Source organism: Exiguobacterium algae (assembly GCF_018617875.1).
In the GTDB taxonomy this organism is placed as follows: Bacteria; Bacillota; Bacilli; order Exiguobacteriales; family Exiguobacteriaceae; genus Exiguobacterium; species Exiguobacterium algae.
Genome location: NZ_JACSKZ010000003.1, coordinates 201,064 through 218,540 on the forward strand (window position 1 = coordinate 201,064; position 17,477 = coordinate 218,540).

Consider the following 17,477-nt stretch of genomic DNA (forward strand, 5'->3'; position numbering starts at 1 on the left):
TATTCGCATACAAAAAATGAGCACCTCTCACTAGAGGTGCTCTCGAAAGTCTACCGCGACGGACCACGCTCCACAACGTGTTCCTCAAGGGAATGTCCGCCGTCTTACATAGACCAGCTCATCGCATGTACTCAACTATATGCGAAACCTACGTTCCCGTCAATCTTTTCTTCAAATCCGGTTGACATCTTCCTAATTTTTAGGATAATCAATAATGTTAGCACTCTTATGTACAGAGTGCCAAAATCAAACGGATAAAGGAGAACGATCATGACAAAGAAACAGTTTCAAACCGAATCGAAACGAATTTTAGAGTTGATGGTCCACTCAATCTATACACACAAGGACATTTTCCTGCGTGAGCTCATCTCGAACGCGAGTGATGCCATCGACAAGATGTACTACCGCGCCCTCTCGGACGAGACAATCGAGTTCAACAAAGACGACTACTTCATCAAAATCGAGCTCGACAAAGACGCTCGTACGATCACAATCCGTGACACAGGTGTCGGGATGACAGCGGAAGAGCTCGAAAACAACCTCGGCGTGATTGCGAAGAGCGGCTCTCTCGCAATGAAACAAGCGACGAAGATGGAAGAAGACCACAGCCTCATCGGTCAATTCGGCGTCGGTTTCTATTCCGCCTTCATGGTCGCCGACCGCGTAACGGTACGTACACGCTCTGTCGATAGCGACCAAGCGTATCTTTGGGAATCTGAAGGAGTAGATGGCTATACGATTGAACCGACAGAAAAAGAAGACATCGGTACCGAAATCACGCTTCACTTGAAAGCCGACACTGAGGATGAGACGTATTCTTCCTTCCTCGAAGAGTATGAGATTCGTTCCCTCATCAAGAAACATTCGGACTTTATCCGCTACCCGATCAAACTCGATGTGACGAAGCATCGTCAAAAAGAGGATTCAGACGAGCACGAAGACTACGTCGAAGAAGAAACAATCAACAGCATGGTGCCGATTTGGCGGAAACGAAAGAGCGAGTTGACGGACGAAGACTACAAGGCGTTCTATCACGAGAAGCATTATGGGTTTGATGAGCCACTCAAGCACATCCACTTGAATGTCGATGGAACGATCCGTTACCAGTCGATTCTCTATATCCCATCAACCGTCCCATTTGACTATTACACGAAAGAATTCGAAAAAGGACTCGAGCTTTACTCGAACGGTGTCTTGATCATGGAGAAATCGCCTGACCTGTTGCCGGACTACTTCGGATTCGTCAAAGGAATGGTCGATTCAGAAGACCTTTCGCTCAACATTTCCCGGGAAATGTTGCAACAAGACCGCCAACTTCGCGTCATTGCGAAGAACGTGAAATCAAAAATTAAAGGCATGCTCGAGAAGATGCTCAAAAACGAGCGCGAGGACTACGAGAAGTTCTTTGAGGCGTTCGGACGTCAATTGAAGTTTGGCGTGTACGACCAGTTCGGTGCAGCCAAAGACGAGTTGAAAGATTTGCTTCTCTTCCATTCTTCTCACGAGAAAAAGCTCGTTTCGCTGAAAGAGTACGTCGAGCGAATGAAAGACGACCAGAAGTATATTTATTATGCGACAGGTGAATCGATTCATCGCATCGACCTCTTGCCACAAGCAGAGCGCTTGAAGGAAGAAGGCTACGAAATCCTCTACTTCACAGAAGAAATCGACGAGTTTGCGATTAAGATGCTTCAGTCGTATGAAGATAAAGAGTTTAAGTCGATTGCGAGCGGCGACCTCGGTCTCGATGATGAAGAAGCGAAATCGCTCAACGACGATAACAAGGATTTGTTCGCCTTCATGAAAGAAGAGCTCGGAGACCGCGTCAAAGAAGTGCGTGCGTCGACACGCCTCAAGTCACATCCGGTCTGTCTGACGGTCGCCGGTGACGTCTCGATTGAGATGGAGAAGATTTTGAACGCAATGCCAAACGGCGGCGGTATGAAAGCGGAGAAAGTACTTGAAGTGAACGCCGACCATGCCATCTTCCAGACACTCCAACGTGTTTATAAGGAAGATGAAGCAAAAGCGAAACAGTATACAGACCTCTTGTATCAACAAGCCCTCCTCATTGAAGGGTTACCGATTGAAGATCCGGTAGCGTATTCGAATGCGGTGTGTGCGTTGATGGCGGAGTGACTAAGAAAACCTCTATCCCACCAAAAAACACAAGGTGGGATAGAGGTTTTCTTATTTAAAGTTATTGTACGTCCCCAACAGTTGCATCTGTCTCACTTCATGCAGAATGTTGGTAGCATCTTCTTGCTCATGAATCTCGGCGATTCGATGGCCCATCCGCTCAATCAAACCGACGACGAGCGCATTCCCCATCGTAAAGTATCGTTTGCGATCAGTCATCGTCGACGTCCATCCATATGGGAAGCCATTCAATCCTTCACACTCTTCTGGACGCAAATAGCGCAATTTCTTCGTATACGGGTCTTCGATAACATGGCTCGAGCGGTTACACGTTCCTTCGCTCGTCAACATCGTTCTACCTGGCAGGTCCAATGAATCCGGATAGGACATGCCACCTTCGGCATAAACATAGACGTGTCCGCTCGCAGAAGTACGCTCGATTTTTTTCGGCCCTTTCATGTAAGCCAATTCCTCTTTTTCCGTACGCCCAGATTTTTTAACCTTCTCTGTATCTAGATAGTACTGTTCTGGGGCAGGGCCAAACTGCTCATATACCTCTTGAACGACCTCTCCAAGTGTCTTAGGTGTCTCTCGAACCGGAATCGTTTCAAGCGTCGTCACTTGGTCCCCCGTCATGATACCGGCATTGCGATAAGTCGCAGAGAACGTGTCAGAAATCTCAACGATGTCTTTCGGCAACTCGAATGTTGAACCTGGGTGTTTCTCACTCGTCGTCTCAAGCACTGGGAATGATGGCGCAAAGAATCCTTCTTCTAGCAACCATTGTTCAGGGTTCGCTTTCCCCGCTCGGCTTGAGTGATTCAAGTCAGACCGTGTCGCGAAGATGAAGATGCGACGGCGACGTTGGGCAAATCCATAGTCCGCCGCATTGATGACACGCCATTCGACTGTATACCCTTGATCGGCAAACGCACGGAGCATGACACTGAAGTCACGTCCGCGCTGCTTAGCCGGTGACTTCATCAGGCGATCGACATTCTCGAGAAGAACGTAAGGCGGCTTCTCCTGCTCGATGATGTTCATGATTTCCCAGAACAAGACACCCTTCTTCCCTTGGATACCCTGCTCGTTCTTCAAACTTCGCGACACGCTATAATCTTGACACGGGAAACCTCCAACGAGTAAATGGTGCGGACCCGCCTCCATCCAAGACAAGGCAATGTCTTCATTCACATGTTGGCCACGTCCTTTAAAACGTTCAGCATAGCAATCGAAGGCCGGTTGCACCTTCGTCGCCGGCTCCCACTGATTGCCCCAAACCACATCGAATTTATCGGATGTAGGCTCGGCATTCACATCTTTAATTCCTTCAAGCGCGATGCGGAAACCTCCTACACCGGCAAATAACTCAACTACTTTAATCAATGGGAACACCCTTTCGTATTTTCTAACTTAAATGTACTTCATTCGGCAGTATTTCTCAATGAGAATAGTTTAACAGAAATGGTGAATGGGATCAACGATTAAGTTATACTCAATATATATGTAAATTTATAGGAGGTTTTACTTTGCGTTACGAGACAGTTCAAGAGTTGATGGATAAAGCGAGAGAAGCCGAAGGAAAAACATTTGGTGAGATCGATACGACAGGGCGCATCAAAAACGTCCGGTCAAAAGGAGCACTTGGTCACGTCATCGAGGAAAGCCATTTCGGGTATCCCATCAACTCGGACGCCCGTCCCGACTTCGAGGAACTCGGTATCGAGTTGAAGGTCACTCCTTTCAAGAGAAATAAGAATGGCACCTATTCATCGAAAGAACGACTCGTCTTGAACATGATTGATTACCATAGTGAGCACGAGTATTCATTCGAGACCTCCAGTTTCCTCTCAAAAGCGACGAGCATGCTCATCATGCTCTATCAGTATGAGCCTGAGATTCCGATGGATGACTATCGTATTTATAAGGCGTTCTTAAACGAGTTCTCAGAGGAAGATCTTGCCGTGATGCGCCAGGACTGGAAAACAATCGTTACTAAAATCAAGAACGGAGAGGCGCATCTCATCTCAGAGGCGGATACCATGTATCTGTCCGCCTGCACAAAAGGGGCAAATGGTTCGATTGTGCGTACTCAACCATTCTCAGATGAACCCGCCAAACCTCGTGCGTTTTCTTTGAAAGCCTCCTACATGTCTGGGTTGATTCGTAAATATTTGACCCCAGAATTAATGGAGTCCATCGCGAACCAGGGCGAGTTAAAAAAAATCTCAATCGAAGAACTTCTCAACTCTCTCCTCTCTCCACATTACGGCAAGTCGTTGGTTGATTTGTGTAAAGAGACCGGGGTCCCCTATAACCCGAGGAATAAAGCAATGGTTCCTCACGTTATGGCCAAATTATTAGGCGTAAAGAAAACAGACCTCTCCAGTATCGAAGAGTTTGCAAAAGCGAACATCAAGTTCAAAACGGTCGCACGAGAACCCGACGGAACGATTCGCGAACATATGTCGTTTGGCAAAGTCGATTTTGAAAACCTATGCCAAAGCGACTGGGAAGATTCCGACCTCTACAATACGTTCGCGGAACAGAAGTATCTTTTCTTAGAATTTCAATATGATGAGGAACACGTCCCGAAGAAAAAGCGAGTCCCTCGCTTTGTCGGCATTCGACTGTGGAACATGCCGCTCGAGACAATCGATAGCGAACTATATGAGATGTGGTCTGAGGCTCGAAAGGTCGTCAGAGAAGGGGTTGAGTTGATCCCTATGAAAAAGAGAGTGAAGAATAACCTGCCCGGATCAACATTCAATCAAGTCGCACATGTACGTTCAAAAGGAGCGGATGGAGATGACCAAGTCCGTCTCCCCGATGGACAATGGATCACAAAGCAGGCGTTTTGGTTAGACCGAAACTACATCCAGCAGATTCTAGACGCTTAAAAAGAGTACTTCTCCCTCTCAAGTGGAATCTTCCTATATAGAGGGAGGTGAGGGGTATGGCCAAAAACGTACCAAAAGCATCAAGTCCAGCCGTGTTCAAAACGATGAGCGGCAACCGTGGGAAAGATACGAAGATGGAAGTCAAAGTGAGAAAAGCGCTGTGGGCGGCCGGATATCGGTACCGCAAAAACAATCGCAAACTTTACGGGACACCCGATATCTCTTTCCCAGGACTTCATGTCGTCATCTTTTTGGACTCTTGCTATTGGCATGGCTGCCCCCTCCACTTCAAACTACCGAAGACGAACACCGAATTTTGGCGTCAAAAAATCGGACGTAACATCGAACGGGATGCCGATGTCACACGACATTACGTAGAGGAAGGCTGGGTCATCCTCCGATTTTGGGAGCATCAGGTCAATGAGGACTTCGATCATGTGATTTATACCATCACTCATTTCGTCGACCAAGCCAAGACTTCTCGTCATCACAAAAGCGGATGACTCTTCAGTCCAATTCTTCCTCGAATAACGGATCATCGTAGTTTACTAATAAGTCATCATCAAGGCGTGTCGTGTAGATTTCTTCTATGCGACCTCTTTTTTTATTTGCGGCATTCACATACTCTTCGACTTTAAACGTTTCTGGTGCTTCTAATCCGAGGATTACAATCGGAACCGTCAATTGATTGTTTAGAGGTTTTAAGTGGTGCACATATTTCTCAAAAGTTCCAATCGCATTATCAAAGTTACCTGCACGTTGTAGTTGTTGTGTGGCACAAATAATAACACCGATTTTCGTTTGAATCGCTTTTTTCACGTGATTCAACTCGCTAGCAAGCACGGGTTTCAAAAGATTCCACGCGATAGTACCAGAATGATTGAACGCCACCTCGATTGAGAGGTTATCCTTCGCAAAATCCAGCCGCCAAACATTCTCACGATACTCTCCCTCTTGGAAAATTGGACTTTCACTCGCCCAACCCCTTCTCACAAATTCAGATTTGAACAAATCGTTCAATGTCGAGGATAAACTCTTATTCTTTTCAGCATATTTTTCTTTAAATGTTTTTATGATGTCGTCATCACTAATCGATTGAATGATGTCATGAATCTCAGTCCAAATTTCTTTGAACTCCTCATCATTTTTTAATATCGTTTCTCCAAATCGATGAGAATGAATACGGTACTTCATAGACTACGCTCCTTTTTTAAATGATAATCCGGAATGCCGAGACGAGAAATATGATAGATTTTCACATTCTCTAAACATCATTATAATCCATTTAATATTTTTTAAAGATACTACTTAATCCAGGAAAATAAATAACGTTTGTAATCGCTTTCAATACTTATTTATAGGCAATCCCTTGTATCTCATTCATATGCATATAACTATTTAAGCAAGCAAACGCCTTGACTTTTATCACTCGTTATATGAAGTTAGTATTACATTATAATTATTCTAGATGAGAAAATCGCTAGGATAAAAAAACAAGGAGGACATAACCCATGTCATTAATCGGCAAAGAAGTACTACCATTCAAAGCACAAGCATTCCAAACAGGTGAATTCCTCGAAGTCACAGAGAACAACTTCAAAGGTCAATGGAGCGTTGTTTGCTTCTACCCGGCGGACTTCACATTCGTCTGCCCAACGGAACTCGAAGACCTTCAAAACGAGTACGCGACACTTAAAAACCTCGGTGTCGAAGTATACTCTGTCTCAACAGACACACACTTCACACATAAAGCATGGCACGAAACATCTGAGAAAATCGGAAAAATCGAATACATCATGATTGGTGACCCATCACACGTCATCTCACGCAACTTCGACGTCTTGAACGAAGAAGACGGCCTCGCAGACCGTGGTACGTTCATCATCGACCCAGACGGCGTCATCCAAACTGTCGAGATCAACGCTGGCGGCATCGGCCGTGACGCGAGCACGCTCGTCAACAAAGTCAAAGCAGCACAATACGTACGCAACAACCCAGGCGAAGTCTGCCCAGCGAAATGGGAAGAGGGTTCTGAAACACTCCGCCCAAGCCTTGACCTCGTCGGTAAATTGTAAGGAGCGATTGCATGTTAGAAGCAGCGATTAAACAACAGCTCGACCAATATCTCCAACTCATGGAGGGCGACGTCGTCCTCCGTGTCAGTGCTGGAGAAGACAATGTCTCTCGTGAGATGCTCGAGCTCGTCAACGAGCTTGCTAGCATGTCATCACGCATCTCTGTGGAACGCGCGACACTCGAACGTACACCGAGCTTCAGCGTGACAAGTCCTACAGAAGAGACAGGAATCGTCTTCGCGGGGATTCCACTCGGACATGAGTTCACATCACTCGTCCTCGCCCTCCTCCAAGTGAGTGGGCGCGCACCGAAAGTCGATGCGGACACAATTAAACAGATCCAAAACATCGAAGGTACGTATCACTTCGAGTCATACATCAGCCTCAGCTGCCACAACTGTCCTGACGTCGTGCAAGCGCTAAACGTCATGAGCGTCCTCAATCCGAACATCACCCACACGATGATCGACGGAGCCGCGTTCAAGGATGAAGTGGAAGCGAAAGAGATCATGGCTGTTCCGACGGTCTTCTTAAACGGAGAAGCGTTCGGTAACGGTCGGATGTCACTTGAAGAGATCTTGGCGAAACTCGGTACAGGTCCTGACGCCTCTGCATTTTCGGACAAAGACCCATACGACGTCCTCGTCGTCGGTGGCGGTCCGGCTGGTGCGAGTGCGGCCGTATATGCGGCTCGTAAAGGAATCCGTACCGGAATCATCGCCGAGCGCTTCGGTGGCCAAGTGATGGACACGATGGGTATCGAGAACTTCATCGGTACCGCTTATACAGAAGGTCCAAAACTCGTCGCAAGTCTAGAAGAGCACGTCAAAGAGTATGGCATCGACGTCATGAACCTTCAACGCGCGAAGCGCCTCGAGAAAAATGACCTCGTCGAGATCGAACTCGAAAACGGCGCTGTCTTGAAGAGTAAGAGTGTCATCCTCTCAACCGGTGCACGCTGGCGTAACGTCAACGTCCCGGGTGAGACGGAGTTCAAAAACAAAGGGGTCGCTTACTGTCCACACTGTGATGGTCCTCTCTTCGAAGGGAAACGTGTCGCGGTCATCGGTGGCGGTAACTCCGGCGTTGAAGCGGCAATCGACCTCGCAGGAATCGTCAAGCACGTAACCGTGCTCGAGTTCGCTCCTGAGCTCAAGGCGGACCAAGTGCTTCAAGACCGTCTCCACAGCCTCCCGAACGTGACTGTCATCACGAACGCTCAGACGACAGAAATCACGGGTACGGACAAAGTGAACGGCATCTCGTATGTGTCTCGTGAGACGAACGAGTCCCATCACATCGAACTTGAAGGCGTCTTCGTCCAAATCGGTCTCGTTCCGAACACGGACTGGCTCGACTCGGTCGAACGCAACAACTTTGGAGAAATCATCGTCGACCGTCATGGCGCGACGAACGTCCCAGGTGTGTTCGCGGCAGGAGACTGCACGAACAGCGCCTACAAACAAATCATCATCTCGATGGGTTCTGGTGCGACAGCAGCACTCGGTGCCTTCGACTACATGATTCGCAACTAATGAAAAAATCGTCCTCTTAAAGAGGGCGATTTTTTCTCACGTTTACGATTTCCCCAGAGTCCGGAAGAAACAGAATGCGTTTTTCTGACTCGATTTCAAACAGATAGACACGTTTCGGTTGGAATGGATTCCATCCCTCATTGCTCACCCCAATGTCGTCTATATACCGCACGTGCTCATATTGGTGCTGGAGCAATTGCTCCGCCTCGATGACAGAATAAGTCGGGATAGCATATATAATGGTCATGCCGATTAATAATGCGAAGAACAATCCGAATTTGAGGCGCTGTTTCTGCTTCAAATTTTTCATCCCAATCAACGTTGCCACGATCATCCCGGCAGGTGTTCCAACCGCCGCAGCGTCCCCATACCAATTCTCATTGATAGTTAATAAACCTCCAATGAGAATAACTCCGCCAAGCCACCACCACTTCATCCCATCACCTCTCCTTCATTATCCCAGAAACAGGAAATGAGGCAATGGATTTCTTCAGCTTCAACTACACAACCCGTCCCATCAAATCGGATGCTTCGCGAAATACTCCGCAATATGTTGCTTCATTGCCTCCCGATTCTCTGCAAAGATCCGGTGGCGGTGTCCGTTCCCGCCGGACGGATGCGGAAACCCACTGACGACCCGGTCACCGTCCAGAAGTCCCCGCTCGACGAGTTGTTCGACGGCCCGCCTCACGTTCACCCCCGTCGGTATGATGAGCGCATCCTGCAATTGTGCCATTTCTTCAGCGAATACACCTTCCACGTATGGTTTGAACAGCTCTGTTCGGATCATGTCAGGGCTTGAACCGTTATAATTCTTCCCTTTATAAAACACCGGGTAAGGTAACACTGCCGTGTTCTGCACGAGATGATTCGCCGAACCGAACAAATCGAGCGTTGTCTCAATCCCCAAATGACGATGTAACTCCAAATCATCGAGCATGGTCACCAGATTCTTTCGAATCGGACCAGAAAAACTCCCGCGCTGTTTGACCGCACGGAGCGCCTCTTCATCCGAGGCGTCCTTCAAATCCCGAATCGCTTCGAAAGACTGGCGCATTTGATACAGTCCTGGCGAAATACCCGCGATGACGACTTTCGCATTTGGATTGATGTATTCAAACGGCGCATAATAAATCGACAATTGCTTTTTTTCATCATGATCCAGTAAAAATGTTTCACTCTTCAGTGTGTCTTCTTCTAAATTTGAAAGTTTTAAAATTGCCGGTTTATATTTGCGGAATAAATCAGTTCTCGTCATGTTTCCTGTCCCCTCTTCCCTTACTGTGTATTAATTAATATGCTCAAAAACCTTTATGTGAAAAAAGTTCATACTCTAGACATAACAATTGGAAAATAAAGCGTTTTCATAAAGCGTTCTATGTTATTCTGACTGTGTTGATTTGGAAATTCAACCATACGAGTTTCCGTATACTTTTCACAAGGAGTGTGTTCAGAAATGAAAGCAGTCGTTGTTAACTCATCAAGTAAAGCAAATGTCGAGGTCGTCGAGAAAGAGTTACGTCCTCTACAATCTGGAGAGGCGCTTGTCGATGTCGAATATTGTGGCGTGTGTCATACTGACTTACACGTCGCTGCCGGTGATTTCGGTGATGTCCAAGGTCGCGTCCTCGGCCATGAAGGTATCGGGATTGTGACCAAGATTGCAGATGACGTCACGAGCCTTAAAGTTGGAGACCGTGTCAGCATCGCGTGGATGTACCATGCTTGTGGACGTTGCGAATATTGTACAACAGGTCGTGAGACGTTCTGTCGCCATGTGCAAAACGCCGGCTACAGTGTCGACGGCGGGATGGCCGAACAAAGTATCGTCTTTGCCGACTATGCGGTCAAAGTTCCCGAAGGACTCGATCCGGCTCAAGCTTCGAGTATCACGTGCGCGGGTGTCACGACGTATAAAGCCATCAAAGTGGCCGATGTAAAACCTGGTGAAACGATTGTCATCTACGGATGTGGCGGACTCGGAAACCTTGCGATTCAATACGCGAAACACGTCTTCAATGCTCATGTTGTAGCAGTCGACATTAACGACGACAAACTCGAACTCGCTAAAGAGAGCGGCGCTGATCTGACAATCAACCCGGCTACTGAAGGCGACGCAGCCGACATTATCCAGGAGAAGCTTGGAGGTGCCCACTCAGCGGTCGTCACTGCCGTTTCGAAAGCCGCCTTCAACTCTGCAGTTAACGCGGTTCGCGCTTGTGGTAAGGTCGTTGCGGTCGGTCTTCCTTCAGAAGAGATGGACTTGAACATCCCACGCCTTGTGCTCGACGGAATCGAAGTCGTCGGTTCCCTCGTCGGAACACGTAAAGATTTAGAAGAAGCCTTCCAATTCGGAGCCGAGGGACTCGTTGTTCCGGTTGTCCAAAAACGTTGTCTCCACGAAGTACAAGACGTCTTCGAAGAAATGGAACAAGGTAAGATTCAAGGCCGGATGGTCATCGACTTCAAAAATAAAGATTGTCAGTAAAAAACGGGGCCTTGTGCCTCGTTTTGTTCTGATTTGGCGTTGACTGGGTATAGTTGCTTTTGTATAGTTAGGAACGTCTAAAACCTGGAAACGAAAGAGGAGTGACTTGATTTGACTCCATCAACGTCAACACGTCTACTTGATTTACTGACAGAACGAAACGATCAAGTTCGACGCATGAGTGAACGATCCTGGAATGAGCAGAGTGACATCCATATCTCAAACTCCGAATGGTATATACTTGCTACGCTTTATCAAGCAAAGACGACCATCGCCGAGGTCACACGAAACGTCCATATCTCTCGGCAAGCGATTCATAAATTGATCAAGAACCTAGAAAGTAAAGCGCTCGTCCTTGTGACAGATCATCCGCAAAATCGAAAGGACAAATGTATCGAGTTGACCTCACTCGGTCATACTTGTTATGAACAAAACGAAGCGCTCAAAGCGCAACTCGAGCAGCAAATTCAAGAAAGCATCGGACAAGATGCCTTCGATCAATTGAAAATCATTCTACGAATGGACTGGAAACTATAGTCGTGACGGATTAAATCCGTCACGATTTTTATGTGCACACCTTTCACCATGCGTCAACCGAGTTGACATTTCACATTGTGAATGACTATGCTTGTAGTTAAGGAAGAGGTGATCGACTTGTTTAAAGCTGGAGATTTAATCATCTACTCGACCCATGGCGTATGTTGTATCGACGACATTTCGGACAAAACGGTCGCAGGAGAAACGAAATCGTACTATACACTTCACCCAATCAACAACTCACAGAAGTTACAGATTAGCATCCCGGTCGATAACGACAACGTGATGATGCTGACGCTGCTCGAAGCTGACGAAGCATTAGAGATTTTAGAGTCGTTCCGCTCGCCTGGCGTTGAATGGAATCCACATTCGAACAATCGCAATCGCGAATTTTTAAATGTCGTCCATTCAGGAAACCGTCAAGAAATCGCTCAAGTCGTAAATACGTTAAGCCGTCGCCAAATTGAGGCACTACAGGTAAACAAAAAACTGTACGAACAAGATCGTAAAATATTAGAGAACGCGAAAACCATTTTGGTGAAAGAACTCTCGCTCGCCCTCGAACGCTCAGAGAGCGACATCGAACGTCGTATTGGCGAATACTTACATGAAAGTATGGCGACACTCACACCTTGACCCCTTCCTTGTGGAAGCGGTCTTTTTTTTGTGTTGCCCTGCTCGAACAACGGGTTAAAATGTTCAACAAAAACTAAAGGCTTCTTGCCCTGCTTCGATTGAACGGTCTTTCTACATGTAGGAATTCAAACGCTCTTTTTACGTCTAAATAATTGCACAATTGAAAGAATCAACATAATCGCAAGTATTGGTAAAATAAACACTAAATCTGCGCGAATAATAGGTCCGTCCTCGGTCTTTGCCCAGTCATAAACAAAAAACTCCCAAACACCCCACGCAATAAACAATACAATCGTCGTGATTTGGATTTTTGTAAGTTTCATTCCGTCCCTCCTTCAGTTGTTATGTTTTTTTACCCAATCGATATATCGAGTAAGCTAGGCAATGAAAAAGCGAGCATACGATTGTATACTCGCCTCATCCTCTTCAGTTGTGGACCATGTCTTTTTCTTCTAAACCAAGCGTGACCGCTGTCGATTCGTGAATGGTCTTAAACAAGTCCGGATGCTCCGACAGTTTCAAGCCGTATGACGGAACCATCTCTTTGATCTTCTCTTCCCACTCCGGCATACGTTGCGGGAAACACTGCTCAAGCACCTTCAGCATGACGTGAACCGCCGTCGATGCGCCTGGTGAAGCACCCAGAAGGGCTGCGACCGAGCCATCTTCTGCGCTCACGACCTCCGTCCCGAACTGAAGTGTGCCTTTGCCTTGTGGTGTATCTTTAATGACTTGGACACGTTGTCCCGCCACGACAATCTCCCAATCTTCGTTCTTGGCACTCGGGATAAACTCGCGTAATTCATCCATTCGTTTATCATGAGACAAAAGTACCTGCTCGATTAAATATTTCGTGAGCGACATTTCTTTTGCGCCTGCTGCCAGCATCGTCACAAGGTTATTCGGTTTCACCGAACGGATCAAATCCAGGTTCGAGCCCGTCTTCAAGAACTTCGGTGTGAAACCGGCGAACGGTCCGAACAACAACTCTTTGCGTCCGTTAATAAAACGTGTATCCAAATGCGGCACCGACATCGGTGGTGCCCCGACCTTCGCTTTTCCGTATACTTTCGCGTGATGCTGCTCAACTACGTCCCGGTTTTTACAGACGAGGAAGAGTCCACTGACCGGGAACCCACCGATCTGCCTCGACTCCGGAATCCCTGTCTTCTGTAAGAGTGGCAAACTGCCACCGCCGCCTCCGATGAAGAGGAACGGTGCCGTGTGCGTTTCAATCTTGTTCGCAGACAAGTCTTTCACTTTCACTTCCCAGTGACCATTTTCGAGACGTTTCACGTCTTCCACGCTATGTTGATAATTCACCTCGACCCCGTTTGTCGTGAGATGATCGAACAACATCCGTGTCAAAGAACCAAAATTCACATCTGTCCCGGAATCGATTTTAGTCGCAGCAATCGGTTCCTCCGATGTACGACCTTCCATAATGAGCGGGAACCACTCTCGAAGTTGTTCCGCATCATCCGAAAGGACCATCCCGTCAAACAACGGGTTTTTTGTGAGCGCTTCCAAACGACGTTTCAAGAAATCGACGTTCTTCTCACCTTGCACCATACTCATATGTGGAATCGAGCGAATAAAATCACCCGGATTTTGAATCAGTCCTTTATTGACGAGATGCGCCCAGAATTGGCGTGAGATTTGGAACTGCTCGTTGACGTTGACCGCTTTCGAGATATCAATCGTTCCATCTTCCTTCTCTGTCGTGTAGTTCAATTCGCAAAGTGCGGCGTGCCCTGTCCCTGCGTTGTTCCATTCGTTCGAACTTTCTTCCCCCGCTGAACCGAGTTTTTCGAACACTTTGATGTTCCATTCCGGCACGAGCTCTTTAAAGAGCGATCCGAGCGTTGCGCTCATGATGCCTGCCCCAATCAAAATGACGTCTGTTCTCGTTTGCATACTGCTCATGAAAACCCCATCCTTATCCCCTGAATTTTTAGCACGTCCCGACAAATCCCCATTCATCGAGCGTGTCCTATTTAATCGTTAGTTCGATTATAACTCTTTTGTGATGATTTATAAGGGTTAAGTATGAATTTTTGCGTTGAAACTTTTAGACGGACCATATGACGAATAGAATACAAGAAGATTCTATTCAAAACATGGCGTACAATGCGTAACCCGGATGTGTGTCGCCTTGATTTTTGACGACCGCACTCCTGTCATCGAGCACGTCTGGCCAAACAAATAAGCCGCCTCTTGGAGAGACGGCTTCAATCAATTTTCTACGAAATACATCGAGATGGCACCAAGCCCGACGTGCGTTCCGACCGAGACACCCATTTGCATGAGGTAGATGTCGCCGTCGAACGTCGTTTCTGTTTGAATTTTCGTTTTTAGGTTTTCTGCAATCTTGAGATCGGACGTATATCCGATGATGATAAAGTTCGTGACGTCGAGATTCACGCGTTTCACGAACTCATCCGTATAATGCTTGAGTACTTTCCGCGTGCCCCGCTCTTTCCCTACGATGGCGCCTCTTCCGTTCTTCATGCTCATGATCGGCTTGACCATCAACAATTTCCCGATGATGGCGCTCGTATTGGAGATGCGTCCGCTCTTGATCAAATGGTCTAAATCGTCGACCGATAAAAAGTGTTTCACTTTCGTCTTATACGTTTCGTTAAAGGCGACGAGTTCATCAAATGTCGCCCCGGCTTCCCGCATTTGCGCGCTCTTCATCAACAGCCAACCGCTCCCGTGACTCATCGAGCATGAGTCCACGACATGAATCTTCACGTTCGAATCCGGATGCGCTTCTTCGAAATATTCTTTCCCGATCACAGCCGACTGGTAAGACCCACTCGTTCCGCTCGACATGCAAATACATAAAATCTCATCATGTCCCGAAGCGACAGCTTCTTCCATCAAGGTTAAGAAGGTTGCAGGACTAGGCATTGCGGTCGTCGGAAACTCAGGGAGCGCCTCCAGCATGCCGTAAAATTCATCCGGTTGGATATCCACCCGGTCTTGATACGATTTGTTATCGATTGTAATGATCAGCGGCGCAATCCCGATTTCATACTTCTCGAGTATGTCATCTGATAGATCACACGTTGAATCTGCTAGTAGTTTAATCATGTCTTCCTCCAAAAAATATCCACAAGTGACGGGAATCATCCTATACCTTCGTCGATTCCGACATCACGATAGGATCTCTTCTAGTGTAGCAGATTTGGAGGGGCTTATGTTTTTTTACTGGGTCTGTTGTACAATTCGTTGTTCGTGACGTAATAGCCATTCTTTCCGCCATAGTCCTCCGGCATAACCGGTCAAAGCACCGTTCGATCCAATGACACGGTGACATGGAACGACGATGCTCAAACGATTTCGGCCGTTCGTACTGCCGACCGCACGAACCGCCTTCGGTCGGCTCATCTGTTCTGCCAAATCACGGTAAGAGGTCGTCTCTCCGTATGGAATTGTCGTCAAGGAGTTCCATACCTCGCACTGAAACGGTGTGCCGGTCTGTTCAATCGGGAACGTAAACGTCGTCCGTTCCCCTCTAAAGTATTCATCCAACTCTCTTTGACACCGCACCATCACTTCAGGGAGCTCCAGCTTCGGCGTAGTCGAAACGTCCGCTCGCTCGACAAATAAGATCGATTGGATGACCTGTTCGGTTCCGACTAACTCCATCACCCCGATAGGCGAATTGTAGTCCAGCTTATACGTTCCCATATAATGACCTCCATAAATAAAAGGTAGCGTAACCTCCCCAACCTTCCCACTGGGCTCCGTACCGTTTCACTTCTTCCTGTGTCGGTTTACGGGACAACCCTAAGTGATACATAAGTGCCTGATGTAAACCCGCATCTGCCACCGGGAAAGCCGATGGTTCCTGAAAGCATTTCATCAGCACATAATCAGCGGTCCATTCTCCCACACCACGAAGTTGTAAGAGATGTTTTCGAATATCCTCGGTAGGCAGCTGACGCAAAGCCATTTTGGACAACGTGCCTTCAACTATTTCCCGTGCAATATCGCATATATATTCAGCTTTTCGGTAACTGAATTGAAGGGGGCGTAACGCTTCCGGCTCAAGAGTCGCAATGACTTCTGGCCGCGGGAACGTCCAGTAAGTCACACCCTCAATGGTCTGACTTTCCCCGTACTGTTCGACGAAACGACGCTTCAGCGTGTAGGCGAATGACAAGGTGATTTGTTGCCCGATAATGGCCCACGTCAATGCTTCAAATAAATCAGGAAATCCGATCAAACGTAGCCCGCGATACGATTCGAATATAGGACGTAACACGTCGTCTTGCTGAGCGAGTTGTTCAAACGGTTGTAAATCGCGGTCTAAGTCGAGCCAATCCCGGACCTCCCGTTCAATCACGATTCGTTCTTCCTCCGAGACGTCTTGTTCAAACAACAAGACCTCGATTCCTTCCGGGTCCCATTTGAGCTCTACTAAAACAAAACGATTTCCCAAATAAAACAGTTTACGGACGGACTCGTCTGTTGTGACGTGCATCACCTCTTGTTTGGAGCGCTTCAAAAATATCAAGCATTGTTGAAAATCAAACGGTTCTTGTACGGGGATGATGAAAGGCGTCACACTAGCACCCCTTTCCTGTATTCATTTGGCGTACACCCCTTGATTTGACGAAACACACGATAAAAATTAGATGGCGTCTGGAAACCCGCCTCATAACAAATCGACAGGTTACTGGCGTCTGTCGTCCGTAGCAGGTGCGCCGCATGGTCGACCCGGATCCGTTCAAGAAGTTGTCTCGGTGTTTTCCCTGTCGCCTGGGTAAAGGTGCGCTCCACATGAAACGGACTCAACTGAACATGTTCGGCAATCTGTTCGAGCCGGACCGGTTGTTTATAACGATCGAGAAGAAAGGCTGTCACACGTTGGATCAGTTCATGATGGGGTGAGCGTTCGACTTCCGGCTGACATCGTTTGCATGGTCGAAACCCGTTCGCTTCTGCTTCACTTCGTGACGGATAAAAATCGACATTTTGCTTTTTCGGTTTACGCGAGCGACAAGACGGACGACAATAGATTCCGGTCGTCTTCACCGCCGTATAAAATTGTCCGTCATAGGTCGCGTCGCAAGCGATGATCTTTTCCCACATTTCTTCAAACGTCAGCATGTCCTCTCCCCTTTCTCCCCTCACTGTAGCAAATCTTCTGCAT

The 17,477-nt window shown here is 47.4% G+C and carries 18 protein-coding genes; 8 read left to right on the forward strand and 10 right to left on the reverse strand.

What is annotated here, in order from left to right; genetic code table 11:
* Positions 1-270 precede the first annotated feature (270 nt).
* The gene (gene htpG, locus KNP03_RS09740; RefSeq protein WP_214828828.1) at positions 271-2,139 is read left to right on the forward strand and encodes a molecular chaperone HtpG; all 1,869 of its coding nucleotides are present in this window, start codon (positions 271-273) and stop codon (positions 2,137-2,139) included.
* Between the two features lie 51 nt (positions 2,140-2,190).
* On the opposite strand, the gene dcm is transcribed toward htpG, so the two are convergent.
* The gene (dcm, locus tag KNP03_RS09745) at positions 2,191-3,525 is read right to left on the reverse strand and encodes a DNA (cytosine-5-)-methyltransferase (protein ID WP_214828830.1); all 1,335 of its coding nucleotides are present in this window, start codon (positions 3,523-3,525) and stop codon (positions 2,191-2,193) included.
* Between the two features lie 143 nt (positions 3,526-3,668).
* On the opposite strand from dcm, the gene KNP03_RS09750 reads away from it, so the two are divergent.
* Together KNP03_RS09750 and KNP03_RS09755 are read left to right on the forward strand one after the other, a co-directional pair.
* The gene (locus tag KNP03_RS09750) at positions 3,669-5,039 is read left to right on the forward strand and encodes a Sau3AI family type II restriction endonuclease (protein WP_214828832.1); all 1,371 of its coding nucleotides are present in this window, start codon (positions 3,669-3,671) and stop codon (positions 5,037-5,039) included.
* 56 nt (positions 5,040-5,095) lie between these two features.
* Complete coding sequence (locus KNP03_RS09755) at positions 5,096-5,542, forward strand: very short patch repair endonuclease (protein WP_214828834.1); 447 nt, start codon at positions 5,096-5,098, stop codon at positions 5,540-5,542.
* Positions 5,543-5,546: 4 nt separating this feature from the next.
* Here the strand turns inward: KNP03_RS09755 and KNP03_RS09760 are convergent, their stop codons facing one another.
* The gene (locus KNP03_RS09760; protein WP_214828836.1) at positions 5,547-6,233 is read right to left on the reverse strand and encodes a BglII/BstYI family type II restriction endonuclease; all 687 of its coding nucleotides are present in this window, start codon (positions 6,231-6,233) and stop codon (positions 5,547-5,549) included.
* Positions 6,234-6,550: 317 nt separating this feature from the next.
* Between KNP03_RS09760 and ahpC the strand changes: the two genes are divergently transcribed.
* Together ahpC and ahpF are read left to right on the forward strand one after the other, a co-directional pair.
* A complete protein-coding gene (ahpC, locus tag KNP03_RS09765) occupies positions 6,551-7,114 on the forward strand; it encodes an alkyl hydroperoxide reductase subunit C (protein ID WP_214828838.1) in 564 nt (187 codons plus the stop codon).
* A gap of 11 nt (positions 7,115-7,125) precedes the next feature.
* Positions 7,126-8,649: an alkyl hydroperoxide reductase subunit F gene (gene ahpF, locus KNP03_RS09770; protein WP_214828840.1), complete on the forward strand. Its 1,524-nt coding sequence runs from the start codon at positions 7,126-7,128 to the stop codon at positions 8,647-8,649.
* 16 nt (positions 8,650-8,665) lie between these two features.
* Here the strand turns inward: ahpF and KNP03_RS09775 are convergent, their stop codons facing one another.
* Together KNP03_RS09775 and KNP03_RS09780 are read right to left on the reverse strand one after the other, a co-directional pair.
* Positions 8,666-9,085 carry a CHASE3 domain-containing protein gene (locus tag KNP03_RS09775; protein WP_214828842.1) on the reverse strand — a complete coding sequence of 140 codons (420 nt, stop codon included), beginning with the start codon at positions 9,083-9,085 and terminating at the stop codon, positions 8,666-8,668.
* An 81-nt stretch (positions 9,086-9,166) separates the two neighbouring features.
* Positions 9,167-9,907, reverse strand: coding sequence for a hypothetical protein (locus KNP03_RS09780; protein WP_214828844.1), 741 nt, complete (start codon positions 9,905-9,907; stop codon positions 9,167-9,169).
* Positions 9,908-10,105: 198 nt separating this feature from the next.
* On the opposite strand from KNP03_RS09780, the gene adhP reads away from it, so the two are divergent.
* The 3 genes from adhP (at position 10,106) to KNP03_RS09795 (ending at position 12,310) form a co-directional block, all read left to right on the forward strand.
* Positions 10,106-11,137, forward strand: coding sequence for an alcohol dehydrogenase AdhP (gene adhP / locus KNP03_RS09785; protein ID WP_214828846.1), 1,032 nt, complete (start codon positions 10,106-10,108; stop codon positions 11,135-11,137).
* A gap of 111 nt (positions 11,138-11,248) precedes the next feature.
* Positions 11,249-11,674 (forward strand): MarR family winged helix-turn-helix transcriptional regulator, encoded by a 426-nt coding sequence (locus KNP03_RS09790; RefSeq protein ID WP_214828848.1) that lies wholly within the window; start codon positions 11,249-11,251, stop codon positions 11,672-11,674.
* A gap of 108 nt (positions 11,675-11,782) precedes the next feature.
* Positions 11,783-12,310, forward strand: coding sequence for a CarD family transcriptional regulator (locus KNP03_RS09795; protein ID WP_338082728.1), 528 nt, complete (start codon positions 11,783-11,785; stop codon positions 12,308-12,310).
* 125 nt (positions 12,311-12,435) lie between these two features.
* Here the strand turns inward: KNP03_RS09795 and KNP03_RS09800 are convergent, their stop codons facing one another.
* The 6 genes from KNP03_RS09800 to KNP03_RS09825 all read right to left on the reverse strand — a co-directional run bounded on the left by KNP03_RS09800 (position 12,436) and on the right by KNP03_RS09825 (position 17,434).
* On the reverse strand, positions 12,436-12,633 hold the full coding sequence (locus KNP03_RS09800; protein ID WP_214828851.1) for a hypothetical protein: 198 nt from the start codon (positions 12,631-12,633) through the stop codon (positions 12,436-12,438).
* Between the two features lie 103 nt (positions 12,634-12,736).
* The gene (locus KNP03_RS09805; protein ID WP_214828852.1) at positions 12,737-14,236 is read right to left on the reverse strand and encodes a malate:quinone oxidoreductase; all 1,500 of its coding nucleotides are present in this window, start codon (positions 14,234-14,236) and stop codon (positions 12,737-12,739) included.
* A 309-nt stretch (positions 14,237-14,545) separates the two neighbouring features.
* Entirely contained in the window at positions 14,546-15,409 is an 864-nt protein-coding gene (locus tag KNP03_RS09810; RefSeq protein WP_214828853.1) for a DegV family protein, read from the reverse strand.
* Positions 15,410-15,523: 114 nt separating this feature from the next.
* Positions 15,524-16,009 carry a methylated-DNA--[protein]-cysteine S-methyltransferase gene (locus tag KNP03_RS09815; protein WP_214828854.1) on the reverse strand — a complete coding sequence of 162 codons (486 nt, stop codon included), beginning with the start codon at positions 16,007-16,009 and terminating at the stop codon, positions 15,524-15,526.
* Positions 15,996-16,889, reverse strand: coding sequence for a DNA-3-methyladenine glycosylase family protein (locus tag KNP03_RS09820; protein ID WP_214828855.1), 894 nt, complete (start codon positions 16,887-16,889; stop codon positions 15,996-15,998). Before KNP03_RS09820 ends, KNP03_RS09815 begins: the two co-directional genes overlap by 14 nt.
* Positions 16,886-17,434, reverse strand: coding sequence for a bifunctional transcriptional activator/DNA repair enzyme AdaA (locus KNP03_RS09825; protein WP_214828857.1), 549 nt, complete (start codon positions 17,432-17,434; stop codon positions 16,886-16,888). The genes KNP03_RS09820 and KNP03_RS09825 overlap by 4 nt, the downstream gene beginning before the upstream one ends.
* Positions 17,435-17,477 lie beyond the last annotated feature (43 nt).

What these genes read in the sequence shown, in the direction of transcription:
- htpG (WP_214828828.1), top strand. Translation starts at nt 271, where the DNA reads ATGACAAAGAAACAGTTTCAAACCGAATCGAAACGAATTTTAGAGTTG.
- KNP03_RS09825 (WP_214828857.1), bottom strand. Translation starts at nt 17,434, where the DNA reads ATGCTGACGTTTGAAGAAATGTGGGAAAAGATCATCGCTTGCGACGCG.
- KNP03_RS09815 (WP_214828854.1), bottom strand. Translation starts at nt 16,009, where the DNA reads ATGGGAACGTATAAGCTGGACTACAATTCGCCTATCGGGGTGATGGAG.
- KNP03_RS09800 (WP_214828851.1), bottom strand. Translation starts at nt 12,633, where the DNA reads ATGAAACTTACAAAAATCCAAATCACGACGATTGTATTGTTTATTGCG.
- KNP03_RS09755 (WP_214828834.1), top strand. Translation starts at nt 5,096, where the DNA reads ATGGCCAAAAACGTACCAAAAGCATCAAGTCCAGCCGTGTTCAAAACG.
- ahpF (WP_214828840.1), top strand. Translation starts at nt 7,126, where the DNA reads ATGTTAGAAGCAGCGATTAAACAACAGCTCGACCAATATCTCCAACTC.
- ahpC (WP_214828838.1), top strand. Translation starts at nt 6,551, where the DNA reads ATGTCATTAATCGGCAAAGAAGTACTACCATTCAAAGCACAAGCATTC.
- KNP03_RS09760 (WP_214828836.1), bottom strand. Translation starts at nt 6,233, where the DNA reads ATGAAGTACCGTATTCATTCTCATCGATTTGGAGAAACGATATTAAAA.
- KNP03_RS09805 (WP_214828852.1), bottom strand. Translation starts at nt 14,236, where the DNA reads ATGAGCAGTATGCAAACGAGAACAGACGTCATTTTGATTGGGGCAGGC.
- KNP03_RS09810 (WP_214828853.1), bottom strand. Translation starts at nt 15,409, where the DNA reads ATGATTAAACTACTAGCAGATTCAACGTGTGATCTATCAGATGACATA.
- KNP03_RS09775 (WP_214828842.1), bottom strand. Translation starts at nt 9,085, where the DNA reads ATGAAGTGGTGGTGGCTTGGCGGAGTTATTCTCATTGGAGGTTTATTA.
- KNP03_RS09780 (WP_214828844.1), bottom strand. Translation starts at nt 9,907, where the DNA reads ATGACGAGAACTGATTTATTCCGCAAATATAAACCGGCAATTTTAAAA.
- adhP (WP_214828846.1), top strand. Translation starts at nt 10,106, where the DNA reads ATGAAAGCAGTCGTTGTTAACTCATCAAGTAAAGCAAATGTCGAGGTC.